The sequence below is a fragment of the Marinobacter sp. genome (genome assembly GCF_052091845.1).
Taxonomy (GTDB): Bacteria; Pseudomonadota; Gammaproteobacteria; order Pseudomonadales; family Oleiphilaceae; genus Marinobacter.
In genome coordinates this window covers 1-19,648 of sequence record NZ_JBQDCO010000027.1, presented here as the reverse complement: position 1 = coordinate 19,648, position 19,648 = coordinate 1, and the positions used below count along the sequence as shown (strand labels likewise).

The window sequence follows — 19,648 nt, the reverse complement described above, 5'->3', positions numbered from 1 at the left end:
AGCGATCATGGCGGAATCAAAAAAAACAGGTGGCGCAGGTCTTCGCGGGCAAGTCGCTGGAGAAACGTCGCTGTGTACCGTTGGTAAAACCGGAACCGGTCTGGCGTATCGCGGTTACGACGTTAGTGATCTGGCGGATAACGCCCAGTTTGAAGAAGTGGCATACCTGCTACTGCGCGGCAAGCTGCCAAACCAGCAAGAGCTGGATGCCTACAAGAAAAAATTGCAAGGCCTTCGTGACTTACCCGATGCCCTGAAAACAGTGCTTGAAAACATACCAAAAGATGCCCACCCAATGGACGTGATGCGCACTGGCGCCTCTATGCTGGGCAACCTCGAAACCGAGCAGGACTTCAGCGAACAGGACGATAAAATTGACCGACTGCTGGCCGTGTTCCCCTCCATTATCACCTACTGGTACCGTTTCGCCCATGAAGGCGTTCGCATTGAAACCAGCAGTGATGTGGATTCTATTGGCGGGCACTTTCTGGAGTTGCTGCACGGTAAAAAACCAAGCGAGCTTCACGAGCGCGTTATGAACGTGTCGTTGATCCTGTACGCCGAGCATGAGTTCAACGCTTCCACATTTACGGCCAGGGTGTGCGCTTCTACGCTATCCGATATTCACAGTTGCGTAACCGGTGCTGTGGGTACTCTGCGTGGCCCACTGCATGGTGGTGCTAACGAAGCAGCCATGGAACTGATTCAGAAGTTCAAGAGCCCTGATGAAGCGGAAGACGGCTTGATGGGTATGCTGGCCCGTAAAGAAAAGATCATGGGTTTTGGTCACGCGGTTTACACCGAGTCGGATCCGCGAAACGTGATCATCAAAAAATGGTCTGAAAAACTGTCCGAAGATGTGGGCGATAAAGTTCTGTATCCGGTATCCGTGCGGTGCGAAGAAGTCATGTGGCGCGAAAAGAAGCTGTTTTGTAACGCCGACTTCTTCCATGCCTCGACTTACCACTTCATGGGCATTCCGACCGAATTGTTCACACCTATTTTTGTGATGTCTCGCGTCTCTGGCTGGACCGCACACGTGAAAGAGCAGCGGGCGAATAACCGGATTATTCGGCCAAGTGCTGATTACACGGGCCCTGAAAGTGCTGAATGGCTACCGATTGAGAAGCGGGCCTAAAAAACGATCCCCCCTCTCCCCCAGCCCCTCTCCCGCAAGGGGCGAGGGGAGTAAAGTCATTATTCCCACGCCCGCAAGGGGCGAGGGGAGTAAAGTCATTATTCCCACGCCCGCACGGGGCGAAGGGAGTAAGGTCATTATTCCCACGCCCGCACGGGGCGAAGGGAGTAAGGTCATTATTCCCACGCCCGCACGGGGCGAAGGGAGTAAGGTCATTATTCCCTCTCCCCTTGTGGGAGAGGGTTAGGGAGAGGGGGAAACACAACAGATTCAGAGTACCGCCCATGAACACCAATTACCGCAAACCCCTTCCAGGCACCGACCTGGAATATTTTGACACCCGCCAGGCCGTGGAAGATATTCAGGCCGGCGCATACAATAAACTGCCATACACCTCCAAGATCCTGGCAGAGCAACTCGTTCGCCGTTGCGATCCGGCAGCACTTACAGATTCCCTGAAGCAGCTCATTGAGCGCAAGCGCGATCTCGACTTCCCCTGGTATCCGGCTCGCGTAGTGTGCCACGACATTCTGGGCCAGACCGCACTGGTGGATCTGGCCGGCCTGCGTGACGCCATTGCTGCCAAAGGCGGCGACCCGGCCAAAGTAAATCCGGTTGTCCCCACGCAGCTCATCGTTGATCACTCCCTGGCGGTGGAACACGCAGGCTTCGAAGAAGACGCGTTCGAGAAAAACCGGGCCATTGAAGACCGTCGCAACGACGACCGCTTCCACTTCATTGACTGGACTAAAACTGCGTTTGAAAACGTGGATGTAATTCCCCCGGGCAACGGCATCATGCACCAGATTAACCTGGAGAAAATGTCTCCGGTGGTGCAGGCACGTACCGATGGTGAAGGCAAAAAAGTGGCCTTCCCGGATACCTGCGTAGGTACAGACAGCCACACCCCAATGGTGGATGCACTTGGGGTTATCTCCGTAGGTGTAGGCGGTTTGGAGGCAGAAAGCGTAATGCTAGGCCGCGCTTCCATGATGCGTTTGCCGGATATTGTCGGTGTTGAGCTGACTGGCAAGTTGCAGCCAGGCATTACCAGCACAGATATGGTACTGGCGTTGACCGAGTTCCTGCGCACTGAGCGTGTGGTAGGTGCTTACCTGGAATTCTATGGCGAAGGCGCAGACAGCCTCACCGTAGGAGACCGTGCCACCATCTCCAACATGACTCCGGAGTACGGCGCAACGGCGGCCATGTTCTACATTGATGGCCAAACCATCGATTATTTGAAGTTGACTGGCCGTGAAGACGAGCAGGTGGCTTTGGTAGAAACCTTCGCCAGGCACACCGGCCTGTGGGCCGATGAGCTGAAGCAAGCGGAATACGAGCGGGTTCTTACGTTTGATCTTTCCTCGGTTCACCGCACACTGGCTGGCCCATCCAACCCGCACGCACACCTGCCGACATCAGAGTTGGCAGAACGCGGTATTGCCGGTGAATGGGTAGAGGAAGAAGGCAAAATGCCAGACGGCGCGGTGATTATCGCGGCCATCACAAGCTGCACTAACACCAGTAACCCACGCAACATGGTGTCTGCCGGCCTGATTGCCCGTAACGCTAATAAGCTGGGTCTGACCCGCAAGCCCTGGGTGAAATCCTCTCTGGCGCCGGGCTCCAAAACCGTGCAAATGTACCTGGAAGACGCTGAGTTGTTGCCAGAGCTGGAAAATCTGGGCTTTGGCGTGGTGGGTTTTGCATGCACAAGCTGTAACGGCATGAGTGGTGCGCTGGACCCGAAAATCCAGAAAGAAGTGGTTGAGCGCGATTTGTACTCTACCGCCGTGCTTTCTGGTAACCGTAACTTCGACGGCCGGATTCACCCTTTCGCCAAGCAAGCGTTTCTTGCGTCACCGCCTTTGGTTGTGGCTTACGCGATTGCGGGAACCATCCGTTTCGATATCGAAAAAGATGCACTGGGTTACGACCAGGACGGCAACCCCGTCACCCTGAAAGACATCTGGCCAGACGATGCGGAAATAGACGCCATCGTGAAGCAGTCGGTGAAGCCGGAGCAGTTCCGCAGCACCTACATTCCGATGTTTGATGTCACCCGTGATGCCCAAGCCAAGATCAACCCACTGTATGACTGGCGCGAAATGAGTACCTACATTCGCAGACCGCCATACTGGGAAGGCGGTATGGTTGGCGAGAAGTCACTCAAAGGCATGCGCCCGCTGGCGGTATTGCCAGATAACATCACTACCGATCACTTGTCGCCATCCAACGCCATTATGATGGATAGCGCCGCTGGTGAATATCTGCACAAAATGGGTGTGCCGGAAGTAGACTTCAACTCCTACGCCACCCACCGTGGCGATCACCTGACCGCTCAGCGCGCCACCTTCGCCAACCCCAAACTGTTCAACGAAATGGTTCTGGATGAAAACGGCAAGGTGAAGCAGGGGTCATACGCGCGCATCGAGCCAGAAGGCAAGGTTACCCGTATGTGGGAAGCCATAGAAACCTATATGGAGCGCAAGCAGCCACTGATCATCATTGCCGGTGCCGATTACGGCCAGGGCTCGTCCCGCGACTGGGCCGCCAAGGGTGTCGCATTGGCGGGTGTGGAAGCGATTGCTGCGGAAGGGTTTGAGCGGATTCACCGTACAAACCTGGTGGGCATGGGTGTGATGCCTTTGCAGTTTGAGGAGGGCACAACCCGCAAAACTCTGAATATTGATGGCACGGAAACCTACGATGTTGAGGGTGTTGCGGCGCCGGGAGCGAAGCTTACCCTGGTCATTCACCGTAAGGGTGGCGACTCTGAGCGAGTGCCGGTGATTTGTCGGCTGGATACCGCTGAGGAGCAGTCAATCTACTCTGCCGGCGGTGTGTTGCAGCGATTTGCCCAGGACTTTTTGGAGTCTGAAGGGGCTGTTTGAGGTAGGGCTAAAGCCCTGCTTCAACCCCCCCTCTCCCTAACCCTCTCCCACAAGGGGAGAGGGAATAATGACTTTACTCCCCTCTCCCCTTGTGGAAGAGGGAATAATGACTTTACTCCCCTCGCCCCTTGTGGGAGAGGGAATAATGACTTTACTCCCCTCGCCCCTTGCGGGAGAGGGGCTTAACTGCACTGCTCTCAAGCTTGGGGTAAAGCACTCTTTACTCTAGGGGTATCGCTGTGTATCCCCTCTCCCCTGGTGGGAGAGGGCTAGGGAGAGGGGGAGAGAGGCCCATACTCAAGCTTTAACAAACCAAAAAGGACCCCATAATGTCCAGCGCTCCCCAAATCAAAATTCCCGCCACCTACATGCGTGGCGGCACCAGCAAAGGCGTATTCTTCCGCCTGAGCGACCTCCCGGAAAAAGCCCAGACACCTGGCCCAGCTCGGGACAACATGCTGCTGCGGGTTATTGGCAGCCCAGACCCCTACCAAAAGCAAACCGACGGTATGGGCGGCGCCACATCCAGCACCAGCAAAACCGTTATTCTGAGCAAAAGCACTCAGTCAGATCACGATGTGGATTACCTGTTCGGGCAGGTAAGCATCGATAAACCCTTCGTAGACTGGAGCGGAAACTGCGGCAACCTGACAGCCGCCGTAGGCGCGTTTGCGATCAACAGTGGCTATGTTCCAAACGGCCGCATTCCCGAAAACGGCACTGCAATCGTACGCATCTGGCAGGCCAATATCCGCAAAACCATTATTGCCAATGTGCCCATCACCAACGGCGAAGTGCAGGAAACCGGTGACTTTGAACTGGACGGTGTTACGTTCCCTGCAGCCGAGGTGCAGGTGGAATTCATGGACCCTGCCGATGGCGAAGGTGCCATGTTCCCAACGGGCAATCTGGTGGATGAGCTAAATGTGCCCGGCGTGGGTACTTTGCAGGCCACCATGATCAACGCCGGCATTCCCACGGTGTTCATTAATGCAGAGGCAATCGGTTATAACGGCACAGAGCTTCAGGACGACATCAACAGTGATCCCAAGGCCCTGGCGATGTTTGAAACCATTCGTGCCCACGGTGCGTTAAAAATGGGGTTGATTCAGAACATCGAAGAAGCAGCGTCCCGGCAACACACACCCAAAGTGGCCTTCGTAGCGCCACCGACAGGCTACACTGCATCCAGTGGCAAGCAGATAGCTGCGGGAGATATCGATGTGCTGGTCCGGGCGCTTTCCATGGGCAAGCTACACCACGCCATGATGGGAACCGCGGCCGTTGCTATTGCAATTGCAGCAGCCATTCCCGGAACCCTGGTCAACCTGGCGGCTGGCGGTGGTGACCGCACTTCAGTCACCTTTGGCCACCCATCGGGCACTCTGCAGGTTGGGGCCGAAGCCAAAGAAGTGGATGGCCAGTGGACAGCTACTAAAGCCATTATGAGCCGTAGTGCCCGCATTTTGATGGAAGGGTGGGTGCGTACACCAGAGGAAATTTGAACCTGACACTGTGAACCCTGAAAGGAGGAGCCACTATGACTGCAACATTCGACCTTAATGAGCGACCCGATTATGACGACGTTCTGCAACGGATTGCTGACTATGTTCTGACTTATCGGGTAACCAGCACAGAAGCCTGGACTACGGCCCGGCACTGCTTAATGGACACGCTTGGTTGCGGCCTGCTGGCGCTGCGCTTTCCGGAATGCACCAAGCATCTTGGTCCTCTCGTGGAGGGCACGGTTGTGCCCCATGGTGCGCGTGTTCCGGGCACCCGGTTTCGGCTTGACCCCGTTAAAGCAGCCTGGGATATCGGTTGTATTGTTCGCTGGCTGGATTACAACGACACCTGGTTGGCGGCTGAATGGGGGCACCCCTCGGACAGCCTTGGTGGTATTCTTGCCGTGGCCGACTACCTGTCTCAGAAACGTGTGTCAGAGGGCCAGGAACCACTCACCATGCGCACAGTTCTGGAAGCCATGATCATGGCCCATGAGATTCAGGGCGTGTTGGCACTGGAGAACTCCTTCAACCGGGTAGGGCTGGATCATGTTTTACTGGTGAAGGTCGCCTCGACGGCTGTTACTGCCAAACTGATGGGCGCCACTCGCGAACAGTTGCTCTCGGCGCTCTCCCATGCATGGGTAGATGGCCAGGCACTGCGAACTTACCGTCACGCACCGAATGCTGGCTCGCGTAAATCCTGGGCTGCTGGCGACGCCACTTCCAGAGCTGTTCGCCTGGCGGATATTGCCATGCGCGGCGAAATGGGCATTCCCAGTGCTTTAACCGCGCCACAGTGGGGCTTTTACGACGTACTGTTTAGCAAAACCAATAAAGATCAGGCCATCAAGCCAGAAAGCGAACGTCAGTTTTCCTTACCTCAGCCATTCGGCTCCTACGTGATGGAAAATATACTGTTCAAGATCTCTTTCCCTGCCGAGTTTCATGCCCAGACGGCAGCAGAGGCGGCAGTTATCCTCCACCCACAGGTAAAAGACCGGCTTGATGAGATAGACAAGATTGTGATCACCACCCATGAATCGGCTATACGGATTATTTCGAAAGTGGGCAAACTGGCCAACGCTGCAGATCGAGACCACTGTCTGCAATACATGGCTGCAGTGCCACTGATTTTTGGTGAGCTGAAGGCTGAGCATTACGAAGACGATTTTCATAACGCCCATCCGGCTATCGATGTGTTGCGGGAAAAGATGGAGATCATCGAAGATGCGCGCTTCACCAGAGAGTACCTGGAGGAAAGCAAGCGCTCCATCGCCAACGCCATACAGGTCTTTTTCAAGGATGGATCAAGCACCGAGCAGGTTGCTGTGGAGTATCCGATAGGTCACTACCGGCGCAGAAAAGACGGTATCCCTCTGTTGGAAGAAAAATTCCGGTCTAATCTGGCAACCCGTTTTCCAGTGCAGCAATGTGAACATATCTTCAAGGTGTGCAAAGAGCAAAACGGGCTGGAGAAAACGCCGGTTCACGAGTTTGTGGGCATGTTCGTTATCTAAGCGCTCCAGTCAGTGCCTATTTGCGCCCCGGTGATAAGGATTCCACATTATCTGGGGCGTTTCTGCTTGCCCGGAGGGGAGGTTCTTCGTCCGGGAAGGCTTTAGTCAAGCGTTTATCAATCCGCTCTAGTGCTTCGGCCATACGAACCAGCGCCTTAGACACGCCAGCCACGTCACTCGAACTGATCTTCGTGTTGGGTTTATTTCGTCTTGGTGTGGGCTTTACTTTCTTTCGGAGTTCAGGCGGCTGCGGCGACTCTTTAGACAGTTCATTCCCCAGAAGATCTTTGCGAATAGAGTTCAAATCGTGGGGGTCTATAAAGGGCCGGTCTTCGGCATAGGCGCACATCATCATGCCGTCGCACAGCTTGTTTATCAGCCGTGGAATGCCTTTGCTCAACTTGTGTACTTCCTTTAGCGTGTCGGTATCAAAAAGCTTGTTATCTCCGTGGCCAGAAACCAGAAGACGATGTTCAACGTAATCTGTAGTTTCTGCGTGCGTGAGCCCTTCCAGATGGAAAAACAGTTTTACTCGCTGAGCAAGCTGGGGGATATCCAAAACTGCCTGCTTCAGCTCTGGCTGGCCAAGCAGAATAACGCGCATTGAAGGCCCGCCCATGCTTTCCATTCCGGCTAGCATACGGACGTCTTCCAGATTTTCCCGGGTGAGGTTCTGGGCCTCATCGATAGCCAATACAACAGGCGTGCCTGCTGTAGCCATCTTCTCCAGGTAGTCCGAGATCTGGAAAAGCATGGCCACTTTGTCGTCGCCTGCTGCTTTCATCCCGGCCTTGCGAAGTATCAAGCCAAACAGATCCTTGGATTCCAGGTTTGTATAGGAAATGTTGAGCAGTTTAAGGTTGCCGTCGAGGTTGCGAATGGTCTTTTTCAGCAGAGTTGTCTTGCCAGAGCCAATTTCACCACTGATAACCACAAAGCCTTCCGAACTCCAAATAGCAGAAGACATGTATACATAGGCCCGGGAGTGTTGCTGGCTCATGTAGATAAAATCGTCTTCCGGCGTAATGCGGAAAGGGTGTCTGTGCAAGCCAAAAAAATCCAAATACATTAGCAGGTCCTGTTCCTGAATCAGGCGAGGCGAATCAACTGATCGCTGCGCAGCAGGGTTTTGTCTGGTTCATAGGCGTTATAGCTTTCGCTTACGGTACCGAATCGGAAATCACCGAGTAAACGATCAAGGCGGCTGTAGCACTTGTCAAGGTTGGTGTAGTGCCGGAAGCGCGAAAACCAGCTTGCATCGTTATATCGAGGTTGCTCGGGGTCTATCTCCCAGGGGTGCAGATAAAATACTTGCGGTCTGCTCCCGAAACCAGAGGCGTTCCGAAACAAATAGCGAAATAAAGGGTAGGGGAACTGTCGAAAATAACCGCCCCCTGCGGCCGGTATTGAGAGCCCCAGCATGTGTGCCGTCGTTAGAGGGAATTCGCGAATAGTTGCGCCGTTGGCAGTTTCGATAGTGTAGGGCGCAGACGGGGAGTTGGGAATGCCGTAGTTATCGTGCCGAATCGGGAAAATGCTTGAATCCCAGGTGAAACCCGCTTCAATCAGAATATCCAGCGCCCAGAGAGACTCCCGGGTTATGGAATAACTTGCCGCCCGATAGCCCTCTACCGTTTTACCAGTGATATCCTCAAGCAGCGCTTTGGAGCGGATGGTCTCTTCCCGGAACACGGCTTGCGACTGTGTATAGATTAACTGATGGCTGTACCCGTGAGAGGCTATTTCATGGCCGTAATCGGATAGCTTGCGAATAACGCCTGGAAACCGTTCAGCCACCCAGCCAAGCACGAAAAACGTCGCTTTCACTTGGTGCTTTTCAAACAGCGCCAAAAGGCGCTCGGTGTTCTGCTCCACACGGGAGGGCAACGAATCCCACTGGTCCGGGCTGACAACGCCCGAGAGAGCCGCAACGTGGAAGTAATCCTCTACATCGATACTCATGGCGTGTAAGGGGGTAGTTTTGTCCGGGCTCGGCATGGATGCTCCTTTCCAATAGTACCAGTTATCCAGCAGTACCAGATTCAATAAACTCGGCGGCCAGAGTTTCACCTGTCAACCGCTCAAATACAATTTTTGTGGCGAACAATCCCCGCCACGGGAAGAACTACTGTAGACTATGTTACTTAAAGATACAGTAATTTGTGATTACATCTTATTTAGAGCAACATAGACGTCAAGAAAATAAAGGGATCCGATGTTACAATGTGCTCCTTCAGAGCCATTAAGTGTGGGCTATCGGATAATTAGCTGTTAGTCTGTCACAAATTTTTGTGCAGGCGACAAGGAAGTTTGGTGTGTCATACATACGTTTTAGAAAACACTACCTCCATATCCCGTATCTGGTGCTCGCGGCACTGGAATTTTTTGCGCTATACGCAATTTTTATCTCTCTCGCGTTGCTGTTGTCAGTCGCGGGCGTTGGTTACTCCTCTGTAGAAACGAACATATTGTCAGCAAGCCTGTTTGCATTGGTGCTCAGCTTCGGAACACTGGCTATGGGTGGCTACCTGGCCATGGTTCAGGAGAGTCTATCCGCCTTGTTTTTCCGCACCCTGGTCGCCTACTGCTTTGTGGGGGGGATTGGGCTGAAGTTTCTGTATCTGGTGTTGCCAGCGGCAGACCCGGGCAGTACTAACCTGTTCTGGGCGGTTATTTTAGCCTCCATGGTTGTGATTTTGCTGCGCCTTGCATTTCTTCGGGTTGTCGATTCAGAGCAACTCCTGCGTCGAGTTGTCATATTCGGTACCGGTGATTTTGCCGCCAACCTGCTCGACGAATACAAACACAACATGCGCGCGCTCGGTGTGCAAATTATTGGCTGTATTGGTGAGAAGCCCAACGCAGCCGTGGGTGCCGACAACCTGTTACCGAAGCCTCACGATTTTTACAAGTTTTGCCGGCAGAACCGGGTGTCGGAAATTGTTATCGCCCAGCAAGAGCGCCGCAGAAACGAGGGTGGCTGGCTGTCAGTGCCAGACCTTATGGAGTGCAAGCTTCGCGGCATAGCAGTAACCAATGGCATCGACTTTTATGAGCGGGAACTGAAAAAAGCCAAGCTGGACATGGTTCACCCTTCCTGGATTGTGTTCTCAGAAGGGTTTCAAGCCTCAAAAACCCGGGATTTTGCCAAACGTTTTCTGGATCTGCTGATCAGCATTTCGCTTCTTGCGGTCATGATGCCATTTATTATTCTTACAGCCTGCGCCGTGTTTATAGAAACCGGGCGGCCCATCCTCTATAGCCAAACCCGCGTTGGAATGTTTGGTAAAGAGTTTCGTATTTATAAGTTTCGCAGTATGCGGCAGGATGCAGAGAAGGATGGCAAAGCCCAGTGGGCGTCCACCAATGACAACCGTGTGACTCGTGTTGGCGCCTTTATACGCAATACCCGCCTGGATGAGTTGCCACAAATTTATAATGTAATCAAAGGCGAAATGAGCATTGTGGGGCCGCGCCCTGAAAGACCCGAGTTTGTGTCTGAGCTTAAAGAAAAAATCCCGTTTTATGATACCCGGCATTATGTGAAGCCTGGCTTGATGGGCTGGGCCCAACTTAAATACCCCTACGGCGCTTCGGTTGAAGACGCCAAGGGTAAGCTGGAGTACGATCTTTATTATTCCAAAAATCACAGCCTTCTAATGGATTTTCTGATCATGATTCAAACGGTGGAAGTGATTCTTCTGGGCAAAGGCGTTCGGTAAATCAACTGGTTAAGAATAATACGTATTTGGAGAGTATTTATGACGATTTTCACCTTAATGCGAGCAAGCCTGATAGCGACACTTGGGCTGGTTTTGTCGGCCTGTTCTGGCCTGCCGCCTTCGGCCGAGATGCCTCCGGCTTCTGAGCTCGAGACCGTAGCATACGAAATAGGGGTTGGAGACACCGTGGCGGTTCATGTATGGCGCAACCCCGAACTGGGACAATCCATCGTGGTTCGTCCGGACGGGTTTATTTCCATGCCGCTGATGGGCGATGTAAAAGCAGAAGGTAAAGAGCCGGAGCAACTGGCCTCTGAAATCAGCGATACACTCGGCGAGTATATCCGCACGCCCGAGGTGACCGTAATGGTTACCAACCCCATGAGCAAAGAGTTTCGCAACCGCATACGAGTGACTGGCCAGGTGGTCGCACCTCAGTCTGTTGCCTTTCAGCCTGGCATGACAGTGCTAGATGTTATTTTGATGGCTGGTGGCGTCACCGATTTTTCCGCAGACAGTCGAGCCGTTCTGCACCGCAAAATAAACGGTGAATACCAGAGCTTCGGCTTGGACCTTGGCGCGATCCTTACCGACGGCGATATGCGCACCAATCACAACCTGCAACCAGGTGATGTGATCAGTGTTCCCCGCAAGCAACTGTTTAGAGGCGAGCTCTGATGGGGCCGCAGTTCATTCTCGATATTATACGGGCTGTAAAGATTGAGCTGTACCAGCACAGGTTGGCTGCGGTTATTGTTTTTATGGTCGTGACGGTGGGGGCGTTAGGTGCTGCGTATTTAATGCCCAAAAGTTACACCTCTGAAGCTGTTTTGTATGCGGATCAGGCCAGTATTCTTCAGCCACTTCTTCAGGGCAAAGCTGAATTGACCCAGCTAGACCGCATTAACGAAGCGCGGGAAATGATGCAAAGCCGCTCCTTTCTGGAGCAGGTTGCAACGGACACAGGTATCCTGAAAGGTGGCGAACTAGACGCTGTCCGCAACGGTAAAATCAAAAGTCTGCGCAACCAGATAGGGGTAAATGTATCAAATAATAACTTTATTGAGCTTTCCTACACTAGTGGGAGTCCCGATGGAGCCTTCGAGGTTCTTAGCTCGGTACTGAACCGCTTTGTTGAGCGCACTGTGCATAAAAAACGGACTGAAAGCCAGAACGCTTATGAGTTTATTGATTCCCAGGTAAAAAGTTACCAGCGCCAGCTTGAGCAGGCCGAGCAGAGGTTGAAAGAGTTCAAATCTGCCAATCAGGATGGTACTGAGAGTAGCGCGCTTTCCAGAGCCGAAGGCCTTCGGCGCAGTATTGAAAACCTGAAGCTGGAAATCCAGCAAACCGAATCCGAGGTTAAACTTACTCGCAGTCAACTTGAAAAAGAGCAGCCCGTAAGGCGGGTAACCCTTGACGCGGGCAAGTCCTCAGCGGAACGTCGACTTGTGTCATTACGCTCGGAACTCGACTCACTGCTGTTGCGGTATCATGAAAAGCATCCGGATGTCGTAAGCGTTCAGGGCCAGATAGCGGATCTTGAGAAACAGATTTCCACTCAAACAGACGCAGATCGTGACGGGGGCGTTACGGAGGTGATGGAAAACCCGGTATACGAAAACCTCAAAATCCAGCTCTCCGAGAGCACAACGCAGTTGGAAGTCCAGAAGAATCGACTGGAATCGCTGAAACGACTCCTGGAGGACGGATTTGAGCGCTCACAGCGAGTAGCGGAAAATCAGGCAGAACTGTCAGAGCTTACCCGTGATTACGATGTTACGCGGGGCGTATACGAAGACATGCTCCAGAGCCGGGAAAAAGCCCGTTTATCCATGACCCTGGATGTGCAAGGCGAAGGCGTAAATTACAAAATTCAGGAGCCGGCATCATACCCCACACAATGGGATGGCATTCAGCTCTTTCAGGTTGGCCTGGCTGGCCCTTTCCTGGGCAGTGCTGCTGTGCTGGGTTTGCTGGTTATGCTGGTTATGCTTGATCAGAGAGTAAGGTCGCCGCGGGCGCTACAACTCGCCCTGCCGGAATCCATTCCGGTATTAACCACCATCCCCCATTACCGCAGCACGTGGCACGACCGCTTACTGCGCAAGGATGTATTGGCACTACTGGTTGTGCTGGCGGTGTTCATGGTCGGTTATCTCGCCGTTCTGGTTTTTGGCGTAATGGGCCTAACCCCTGAACAACTGATCGATAAAGTTGGCGAGTTAGGCGAGTTTGTATTTGGCGCTGAGTCAGAGCTTGAGAGCGGGAGCAATTGATGGAAGACAATAAACTCTACAATGCGCTCCTGAAAAGCCAGGACGAGCGCCGTCAACTCGAACACGATCGCGGAGAAGCAAAGCCCGAAGAAGGTTTTCGTAAAGAGAGCCCCTACGCTGGCTCGGAGCGCGAGAACCCCAACTGGACTCACCTCGAGCCAGAAGACAATGAGCACGCGCCAACAGTTTATGATTCGGCAATGTCTCTGTCTCTCATCGGTAACCCCAAGCCCTGGAGCCTGGAGCAACTGCGAGAGCGGAAAATAATTTATTCCGGCATGCCGGATAAAGAGGTGATGGACGCGTACCGTGAGCTTCGTATTCAGCTCCGTAATCGTGCCGGCGAGGGTAACTTTGCGGTTATGTTTAGTAGTCTGGGTAACACTACCGGCGGGTTATTAACTGCGTTTAACCTGGCGGCTTCCTTTGCGTTGGATTCACACACCTCAGCACTGTTTGTTGATTGTGATCCATACAACCGGGAGTTGGACGGTTTGGTTTCCACCCGCATGACTGACGGCGTGACAGACTTTGTAGGTGACCGGTCCATGGATATCAAATCGATTCTTTACCCCAGTGGTGTTGAGCGGCTCTCTGTTATACCGGCAGGTACAAACGCGTCCTCTGCAGTTGAGCTGTTTTCCTCCATGCGTATGCGGGAATTAGTTGATGAGCTGAAGGCCCGTTATCCGGATCGTTGTATTGTTCTGAATGCACCGCCTTTCAGGAACAATACAGAAGCGCGGATTATTGAGCGCTTTGCAGACCAGGTTGTCTTTGGCATTCCCTTTGGAGAGGTAACCGGAGAGGAGATTGAAGAATCTGTAGACGCCCTAGGGTCTGATAAATTCTCTGGCCTGGTCTTTCAGGAGTAGCCCCATGGAATCTAGAGCAGGGAACGCACGCAAGCGCAGTCTCGGCGGTCTTTACGTTGGTACCTTTTGTCTGGTCTGGTCTTATACCGCAACGGCTCAGGGCCTTAGCGATAACATCAGTGCGATCTCCGGTTCAGCTTCGGCATTTACCAATGTGACCCACATCCGAACGGATCGGGGCGATTCAGAATATACTAATACTGAGCCGGGTGTTGGTTTGTCTGGGCGTGTGGGCGGCACACTCGAAAGCGGCGCCAACACGCTTGATCTGAGATACGGCGGAACGCTGCAAACGAAACATGAGACAATTGACGATGAGCAGTCGGGCAATACGTCGATCATTGGCGCGTCTCGTTACAGGTACTTTGATCCGGGCAGCCGCCTGGATTTTAACCTGGGCCACACCATAAATTCCGTGCGCAACAATACAGGTTTCGAGCTGGATCCTACCAGCTACGATACCCAGAATACTCTGACTGCGGGCGCCGGGTTGAGCTTTTACCCGGGTGATTTATCAACGTGGCGTTTCTCCGGGCAGGCCGGTCGCAGCTTTGGTTCGGATGAACTCGACGATGAGCGGTCAATTACGTTAGCCAGTGATTTTTCCCGAAGGCTGACGGAGCGTTCCACAGGTGGCCTGAATGTTCGCAGAAGCTGGTCAGACGAAGATGATCTGGAAATCACCATTGACACCGCGCAGCTGGTTTACAGTTTGGCTCTGGAAAGCGGGTCCTTCAGGGTCGGTGGCGGTGGCAGCAGAGCAGAAACGGAGTATAGCGCCGGAGCCACCAGCGAGTACGAAGCGTTCACCGGCTTTATAGAGCGAGCCTGGATGACATCGTATTCGCGCACGTCGGTGAAATTTGATCGCAGCATGTCAGACAGCGCCACAGAACTTACTTTAAACCAGCCACCTATCTTCTCATTCCAGGAGCCAGACAGCGTTCGATTACGGGATCTGGTAATCGAGGATTCACTGACGCTTACCCACGACAACCAACAGATGTGCAGTGCCTGTGATGTTGGGGTGTACGCATCACTCGCCAAGCTCGAATCTCAAAATTCCGGTGATACAACCTATGAATACCGTGGCGGTGCAAGCCTGGGCTTTCAGCTCACGACACTACAACGGCTGAACTTCGGGTATCGATGGGAAGGTGACGCGGATGACAATACCGGCAATATTGTTGACCAGGTCCACCGCTTAAATATGAGCTGGACCCGTGAGATTGCAGAAAACACCACCTTTGGTGTTGAGTTCTACCAGTCATACCTGCGCTCAGAGTCCCTCAGAAACGATGGCGACCAGTTTGAACTTCGGTTTGTGGTTAGTCGCGGCTTTTCTCTGGTTGAGGCAAGACAGTAGTGGTTATTGCCTCACGCAAACAACAATTGGAAGACCTGAAAAACCGCAAAGGCAGTCTGAGCCGCCAGATTGGCGAAGCCAAGAAGGAAGGTAAAGATGCAGACGCCCTGATCCACGAGTTGAAGGCGGTATCAGACGAAGTCAAAGCCTTACAAAAAGCTCAGAAAAAAGAGCTAAATCAGGCCAAAAATACAACTCCGTCATCAGAATTTACGCTCCCGGAGCTTGCCAATCCTGTCCAGAATCTTTCTGCCAAGCCGGTCCATCAAGTAGTAACCGTTGCTCCCGGCATGGAAGCGGAATCAGGCTGGGATCAATTTGTGAAAGGTCACCCGGCTGCGTCCCCCTATCATTTTATGCGTATCCGCCGATTTATTGAGCAGACTTACGGGCACACTACCCATTACTGCTGCGCATTAGCCTCGGACGGGGAAATCCTGGGCGTGTTGCCGCTGGTTCAGCTCAGCAGCAAGCTGTTCGGAAATTTTGTCGTATCCGTACCTTATTTTAATTACGGCGGGCTGCTGGCCAACAATCAGGAAGCAGCCAACAAACTGCTTGTCGCAGCGAACGAATGGCGACAAGACATAGGCGCAAGTCATATCGAGCTGCGTCATCTTCAAGATAGTGGGCTTGAACTGCAGCAACGGCGGGATAAAGTCACCTTCCTTTTGCCGTTGCCCACAACATCTGAATCGCTCTGGCAGAGCTTTCGACCAAAGCTGCGAGCCCAGATACGCCGGCCTGAACGGGAAAATCCGGAATTCGTGATTGGCGGAGCAGAGCTGCTCGACGCATTCTATGATGTGTTTGCCAGCAACATGAGAGACTTGGGAACGCCCGTTTACGGCAAAGACTTTTTCCGGAATCTGCTTCAACATTTGGGGGAGTCAACTCGGCTGGTCGTTGTGAAGTTGGGTGGAAAGCCTGCCGGTTGTGCATTTTTAATTGGTCATGCAGAGCAAATGGAGATCCCTTGGGCATCGACACTGCGGGAATTCAACAACACCGGCGTCAACATGTTTATGTATTGGAAGGTGCTGGAATTTGCCATATCCCAAAGCTATAAGGTATTTGATTTCGGACGTTGCAGCACAGATGCAGGTACTTACAAGTTCAAACAGCAGTGGGGCGCCCAGCCCATTCCCATGCACTGGGATTATTGCTTGCCTCCCCGCGAGCGCCTGCCGGAACTGAACCCGGATAACCCTAAATTCAAACTGTTGATAGCCGTATGGCAGCGTTTGCCGGTATGGCTTACAAGACTCATAGGGCCGCATATTGTAAAGAGCTTGCCCTGACATGAGCCTTTTTCAAACCAACGCCTGGCAAAGTGCCTGGTGGGATGTATGGGGGCTGGAGAATGGGCTTAAGCTGGTAAAAGGTTGGGAGGGCGGAGGGTCAGGCATTTACACCTCAACCTACCGACTAAAAAACCTGCTGCCTGTGCGTTCTATTGAGTTTGTCGGATGCAGTTATAGAAAAATACGATCCACCAGAACAGAATACAACACCTTTGCAACTGTCAAAGATGTCCCTGCAAACGCTGTTAGTCAGCTTGAGCAGTTATTGGACAAGCATTCCTGGGCTGAAGCTATTTTCAGTGATTTGCTTGCTGATTCGACCGAGGTGGCCGAGCTTCGCGCATTAGCGCGTAAAAAACGATGGCTGGCAAGAGTAGTGGCCTCGGATACAGCCTGGTTGGTTCGCACAGAACATTCTTTTGAAGCCTACCTGAAAGCACTTGGCCGAAATACCCGCCTGCGCCTCTATAATCGCCGTAAGGTTTTGGAGTCCTTAGGTGAGATCTCCCATGAGGACATGTATGAGAAAAATCGCGATCCTCGTGAATTTTTTCGGCACCTGAACGCGTTTCACCAGAGCCGCTGGGGAAAGCCGGTCTACAACGACAAAGCTTTGGCTTTTAACACCGCTTTTCTAAACAGGGTTATAAAAGAGGGCGGCAAACCTCAACTGCTGGGGCTGCGAAGCAATGGGAAGCTGATATCTGTGCTGTATAACGTGCAATACCAGGGGTGTGTCTATAACCTTCAAAGTGGCTTTGAAGAGAACTTCCACCCTAAGCTAGCTATCGGCACCTTGCATCTCGGTTACGCTATCGAAAAAGCCTTTCAGGAAGAGGGCACCCATAGCTTCGATATGTTGGCCGGTTCGGGGAAGAAAGAAAACTATAAACAGCGGCTTGCAACCGAAAGTGAGCCGCTGATTTCGATGATGTTTGTGAAACACCCGATATTGAAAATGCTTTACCGTCTAAAAGATAGTCGAAGCGCTCCAGAGGTAATCAGAGCGCTTCAGCAAGCTGATCGCTGCACCATGAAATTGATTTTAAATCAATTACCTATCACGACCATCTACAACCGCCTTCCATTTATCACCTATTTTTAAAGCGTCAAGCTGGTGCATTCCCGCGCCGTTCCATCCTTTTCCTGAGCCAGACAAAATGGCACCACCATCAATCGGCACTTCTCGATAACTTTTCTCATTTAATTCAATTATTTTAAAGCCAAAGACCTGAGTACCGTATTCCGGATAGTCATCCTGCGCAATACGAAACAGGCTGTCATCATGCTGAAGAATTCTGCCGGCAGGCCGAGCGATATTTTTATTTTTCCGGACGATAGGATTCATTGGGTGTGGTGTCCAACTATTATCTAATTCCTCTGAAAAATAAAGATTTAAGTTTTCATTGCTTGGTGTACTTACAAAAAGCCACCACTTGTCATTATGCCTCACAATAGTCGGGTCGATATACGGGTAGCCTGATAAAAGGTTTCCCACATATTCCCAATCAGACGGAAATTTTTTGGCCTTATAAAGCCTGACTGACAGGTCAGCGTAGCTCTCTGCTATGAGATAAAATTCACCATCCCATTCAAAGACGTGAGGGTAGGAGAGGTGAAAAGGTTCATCGATAATTAAACTCTTATATGACCAATTGTCACCATCAGGGCTTTCGGCATATGCAAGATCACCATGACCTGTTTTTCTATTAAATACTTCAAAAAACATGGAAAAACTATCATTTTCTCGAATAAAGAACGGATCAGCGACAAAAGTGGCGTCTACATCTGTAACGTCTGATGCGGTAAGCACGGGGTTATTTGTTTTACCAGATGAATGTAGATTAAAAGGAGAGTCTCCTTCATAAACACCTATTGACCAGGGGCCAGACTCCACGACATTTTTATTTTTTTGATGTTTTATAAAGTTATAAGTATATTCTAGTAAGTGATACGGGAAGATTTGTTTTTTACTAATGAGATAGCCAAAACCTAATCCGAATGAAAAAATAATAAAAACAGATGCTGTTATAGTTAGCTTTCTCATGCTCGAAAATCTCTTACCGTTTAGCGGACAAAAAAGTTAATTTTTAAAACTGTAATAAAATCATCTAACGTATGCTATTTCTTTAGCGTACTCCAGCCAGCTACAATACTGTTTGAAGTGAGCAAGATCATCAGGAAAGCTGAAACGCTTTAGCGCATAAAGGTTGTTATTGTTTTTTCTAAGATGAACGTAGCCAGGGTCTGCCGACAGCGCACCGATTAACCCAGCCTGTTTCACAAGCTCTTGTTCTCTGGCGCCAAAATCAACACCCTTCCGGCCGCTCGGGTAACAAAATACCGGGACAGGATTTGCCACGTTTGCTTGAAGTGCCCGCCAACTACCGACGATTTCCTGCTTTGCTTGTTCATGGCTGACCTGGGCCAGAATCGGATGGCGCTGGGTGTGTGGCCCAAATTCGATATAGCGAGATTCAAGACTACGGGCTCGTTGCCAGCTAATCGGCTGATATTCGTCAGGAGCTTCGGCAGGAAGACTCACTTCAAGGCGCTCAGCGTATGTTTTGACCGCTAACTCAGCGTCTTGGTTCGGCAGGCGCTTGTTTAATTTCCGCAGGGTTCTTATCAGATACCGTTTATCCTCAGAGTTTACGAACGCCACTTGTGTGACGCCTTCGCCTAAATTGAGTTCAAGGCTTTGGTGGGATGTGTGGTTGAACACATATTCGAGTTTGTAGTCCCAAGACCAATAGTGCTGGTCCTGCATATCTGTGGCCAGAAACACCGTAACCGGTGCCTGATAACTTTCGAATACAGGCAGTGCCAGGTTAGCCTGATCATAAAAACCATCATCTAAAGTAAAGGCTACGGCTTTCGGCGGCAGAGATTCACCGCTGATAAGTGCCTCTACAACTTGGCGTACAGACACCACGTTATAGTTATTTTTTTTGAGATAGGTGAGGGCGGTTTCAAGGTATGCCTGCGAGTGCCCTCTGATTCCACGGGATTCATCAGCGAACCGATGTAACAGAAAAACAG

General features: G+C 51.8%; 15 protein-coding genes. 11 read left to right on the top strand and 4 right to left on the bottom strand.

Features of this window, described 5'->3' with window-relative positions:
• The first annotated feature begins 7 nt into the window (after positions 1-7).
• The 4 genes from prpC to prpD all read left to right on the top strand — a co-directional run bounded on the left by prpC (position 8) and on the right by prpD (position 7,060).
• The gene (gene prpC, locus ACTHYN_RS10145) at positions 8-1,138 is read left to right on the top strand and encodes a bifunctional 2-methylcitrate synthase/citrate synthase (RefSeq protein WP_441812335.1); all 1,131 of its coding nucleotides are present in this window, start codon (positions 8-10) and stop codon (positions 1,136-1,138) included.
• Between the two features lie 284 nt (positions 1,139-1,422).
• Positions 1,423-4,035, top strand: a complete 2,613-nt coding sequence (gene acnD / locus ACTHYN_RS10140; RefSeq protein ID WP_441812334.1) for a Fe/S-dependent 2-methylisocitrate dehydratase AcnD — start codon at positions 1,423-1,425, stop codon at positions 4,033-4,035.
• Positions 4,036-4,364: 329 nt separating this feature from the next.
• Positions 4,365-5,540: a 2-methylaconitate cis-trans isomerase PrpF gene (gene prpF / locus ACTHYN_RS10135; RefSeq protein WP_441812333.1), complete on the top strand. Its 1,176-nt coding sequence runs from the start codon at positions 4,365-4,367 to the stop codon at positions 5,538-5,540.
• 35 nt (positions 5,541-5,575) lie between these two features.
• Entirely contained in the window at positions 5,576-7,060 is a 1,485-nt protein-coding gene (prpD, locus tag ACTHYN_RS10130; protein WP_441812332.1) for a 2-methylcitrate dehydratase, read from the top strand.
• Between the two features lie 16 nt (positions 7,061-7,076).
• On the opposite strand, the gene ACTHYN_RS10125 is transcribed toward prpD, so the two are convergent.
• Both ACTHYN_RS10125 and ACTHYN_RS10120 read right to left on the bottom strand, forming a co-directional pair.
• Positions 7,077-8,129 (bottom strand): ExeA family protein, encoded by a 1,053-nt coding sequence (locus ACTHYN_RS10125; protein ID WP_441812331.1) that lies wholly within the window; start codon positions 8,127-8,129, stop codon positions 7,077-7,079.
• A gap of 20 nt (positions 8,130-8,149) precedes the next feature.
• Entirely contained in the window at positions 8,150-9,058 is a 909-nt protein-coding gene (locus tag ACTHYN_RS10120) for an XrtA system polysaccharide deacetylase (protein ID WP_441812330.1), read from the bottom strand.
• A gap of 317 nt (positions 9,059-9,375) precedes the next feature.
• Here ACTHYN_RS10120 and ACTHYN_RS10115 point away from each other — a divergent pair, with 317 nt between their 5' ends.
• From ACTHYN_RS10115 to ACTHYN_RS10085, 7 genes are read left to right on the top strand one after another with little or no spacing between them, the layout of a single operon-like run.
• Positions 9,376-10,782 (top strand): TIGR03013 family XrtA/PEP-CTERM system glycosyltransferase, encoded by a 1,407-nt coding sequence (locus ACTHYN_RS10115; protein ID WP_441812329.1) that lies wholly within the window; start codon positions 9,376-9,378, stop codon positions 10,780-10,782.
• A gap of 39 nt (positions 10,783-10,821) precedes the next feature.
• Positions 10,822-11,460: an XrtA/PEP-CTERM system exopolysaccharide export protein gene (locus ACTHYN_RS10110; RefSeq protein WP_441812328.1), complete on the top strand. Its 639-nt coding sequence runs from the start codon at positions 10,822-10,824 to the stop codon at positions 11,458-11,460.
• Positions 11,460-13,061: an XrtA system polysaccharide chain length determinant gene (locus ACTHYN_RS10105; RefSeq protein ID WP_441812327.1), complete on the top strand. Its 1,602-nt coding sequence runs from the start codon at positions 11,460-11,462 to the stop codon at positions 13,059-13,061. Before ACTHYN_RS10110 ends, ACTHYN_RS10105 begins: the two co-directional genes overlap by 1 nt.
• Positions 13,061-13,936 carry a polysaccharide biosynthesis protein gene (locus ACTHYN_RS10100; RefSeq protein ID WP_441812326.1) on the top strand — a complete coding sequence of 292 codons (876 nt, stop codon included), beginning with the start codon at positions 13,061-13,063 and terminating at the stop codon, positions 13,934-13,936. Before ACTHYN_RS10105 ends, ACTHYN_RS10100 begins: the two co-directional genes overlap by 1 nt.
• 4 nt (positions 13,937-13,940) lie before the next feature.
• Positions 13,941-15,302 (top strand): hypothetical protein, encoded by a 1,362-nt coding sequence (locus tag ACTHYN_RS10095; RefSeq protein ID WP_441812325.1) that lies wholly within the window; start codon positions 13,941-13,943, stop codon positions 15,300-15,302.
• Positions 15,302-16,603 (top strand): FemAB family XrtA/PEP-CTERM system-associated protein, encoded by a 1,302-nt coding sequence (locus ACTHYN_RS10090; protein WP_441812324.1) that lies wholly within the window; start codon positions 15,302-15,304, stop codon positions 16,601-16,603. The genes ACTHYN_RS10095 and ACTHYN_RS10090 overlap by 1 nt, the downstream gene beginning before the upstream one ends.
• A gap of 1 nt (position 16,604) precedes the next feature.
• Complete coding sequence (locus ACTHYN_RS10085) at positions 16,605-17,711, top strand: GNAT family N-acetyltransferase (RefSeq protein WP_441812323.1); 1,107 nt, start codon at positions 16,605-16,607, stop codon at positions 17,709-17,711.
• Here the strand turns inward: ACTHYN_RS10085 and ACTHYN_RS10080 are convergent.
• Together ACTHYN_RS10080 and ACTHYN_RS10075 are read right to left on the bottom strand one after the other, a co-directional pair.
• Complete coding sequence (locus ACTHYN_RS10080; protein ID WP_441812322.1) at positions 17,661-18,653, bottom strand: glucosamine inositolphosphorylceramide transferase family protein; 993 nt, start codon at positions 18,651-18,653, stop codon at positions 17,661-17,663. The two genes, ACTHYN_RS10085 and ACTHYN_RS10080, sit on opposite strands and share 51 nt — an antisense overlap.
• A gap of 60 nt (positions 18,654-18,713) precedes the next feature.
• Positions 18,714-19,648 (bottom strand): polysaccharide deacetylase family protein (locus ACTHYN_RS10075; protein ID WP_441812321.1); only part of this gene is annotated, 935 nt, incomplete at its 5' end.

What these genes read in the sequence shown, in the direction of transcription:
- ACTHYN_RS10125 (WP_441812331.1), bottom strand. Translation starts at nt 8,129, where the DNA reads ATGTATTTGGATTTTTTTGGCTTGCACAGACACCCTTTCCGCATTACG.
- ACTHYN_RS10080 (WP_441812322.1), bottom strand. Translation starts at nt 18,653, where the DNA reads ATGAGAAAGCTAACTATAACAGCATCTGTTTTTATTATTTTTTCATTC.
- acnD (WP_441812334.1), top strand. Translation starts at nt 1,423, where the DNA reads ATGAACACCAATTACCGCAAACCCCTTCCAGGCACCGACCTGGAATAT.
- ACTHYN_RS10095 (WP_441812325.1), top strand. Translation starts at nt 13,941, where the DNA reads ATGGAATCTAGAGCAGGGAACGCACGCAAGCGCAGTCTCGGCGGTCTT.
- ACTHYN_RS10105 (WP_441812327.1), top strand. Translation starts at nt 11,460, where the DNA reads ATGGGGCCGCAGTTCATTCTCGATATTATACGGGCTGTAAAGATTGAG.
- ACTHYN_RS10110 (WP_441812328.1), top strand. Translation starts at nt 10,822, where the DNA reads ATGACGATTTTCACCTTAATGCGAGCAAGCCTGATAGCGACACTTGGG.
- prpD (WP_441812332.1), top strand. Translation starts at nt 5,576, where the DNA reads ATGACTGCAACATTCGACCTTAATGAGCGACCCGATTATGACGACGTT.
- prpC (WP_441812335.1), top strand. Translation starts at nt 8, where the DNA reads ATGGCGGAATCAAAAAAAACAGGTGGCGCAGGTCTTCGCGGGCAAGTC.
- ACTHYN_RS10100 (WP_441812326.1), top strand. Translation starts at nt 13,061, where the DNA reads ATGGAAGACAATAAACTCTACAATGCGCTCCTGAAAAGCCAGGACGAG.
- ACTHYN_RS10120 (WP_441812330.1), bottom strand. Translation starts at nt 9,058, where the DNA reads ATGCCGAGCCCGGACAAAACTACCCCCTTACACGCCATGAGTATCGAT.
- prpF (WP_441812333.1), top strand. Translation starts at nt 4,365, where the DNA reads ATGTCCAGCGCTCCCCAAATCAAAATTCCCGCCACCTACATGCGTGGC.
- ACTHYN_RS10085 (WP_441812323.1), top strand. Translation starts at nt 16,605, where the DNA reads ATGAGCCTTTTTCAAACCAACGCCTGGCAAAGTGCCTGGTGGGATGTA.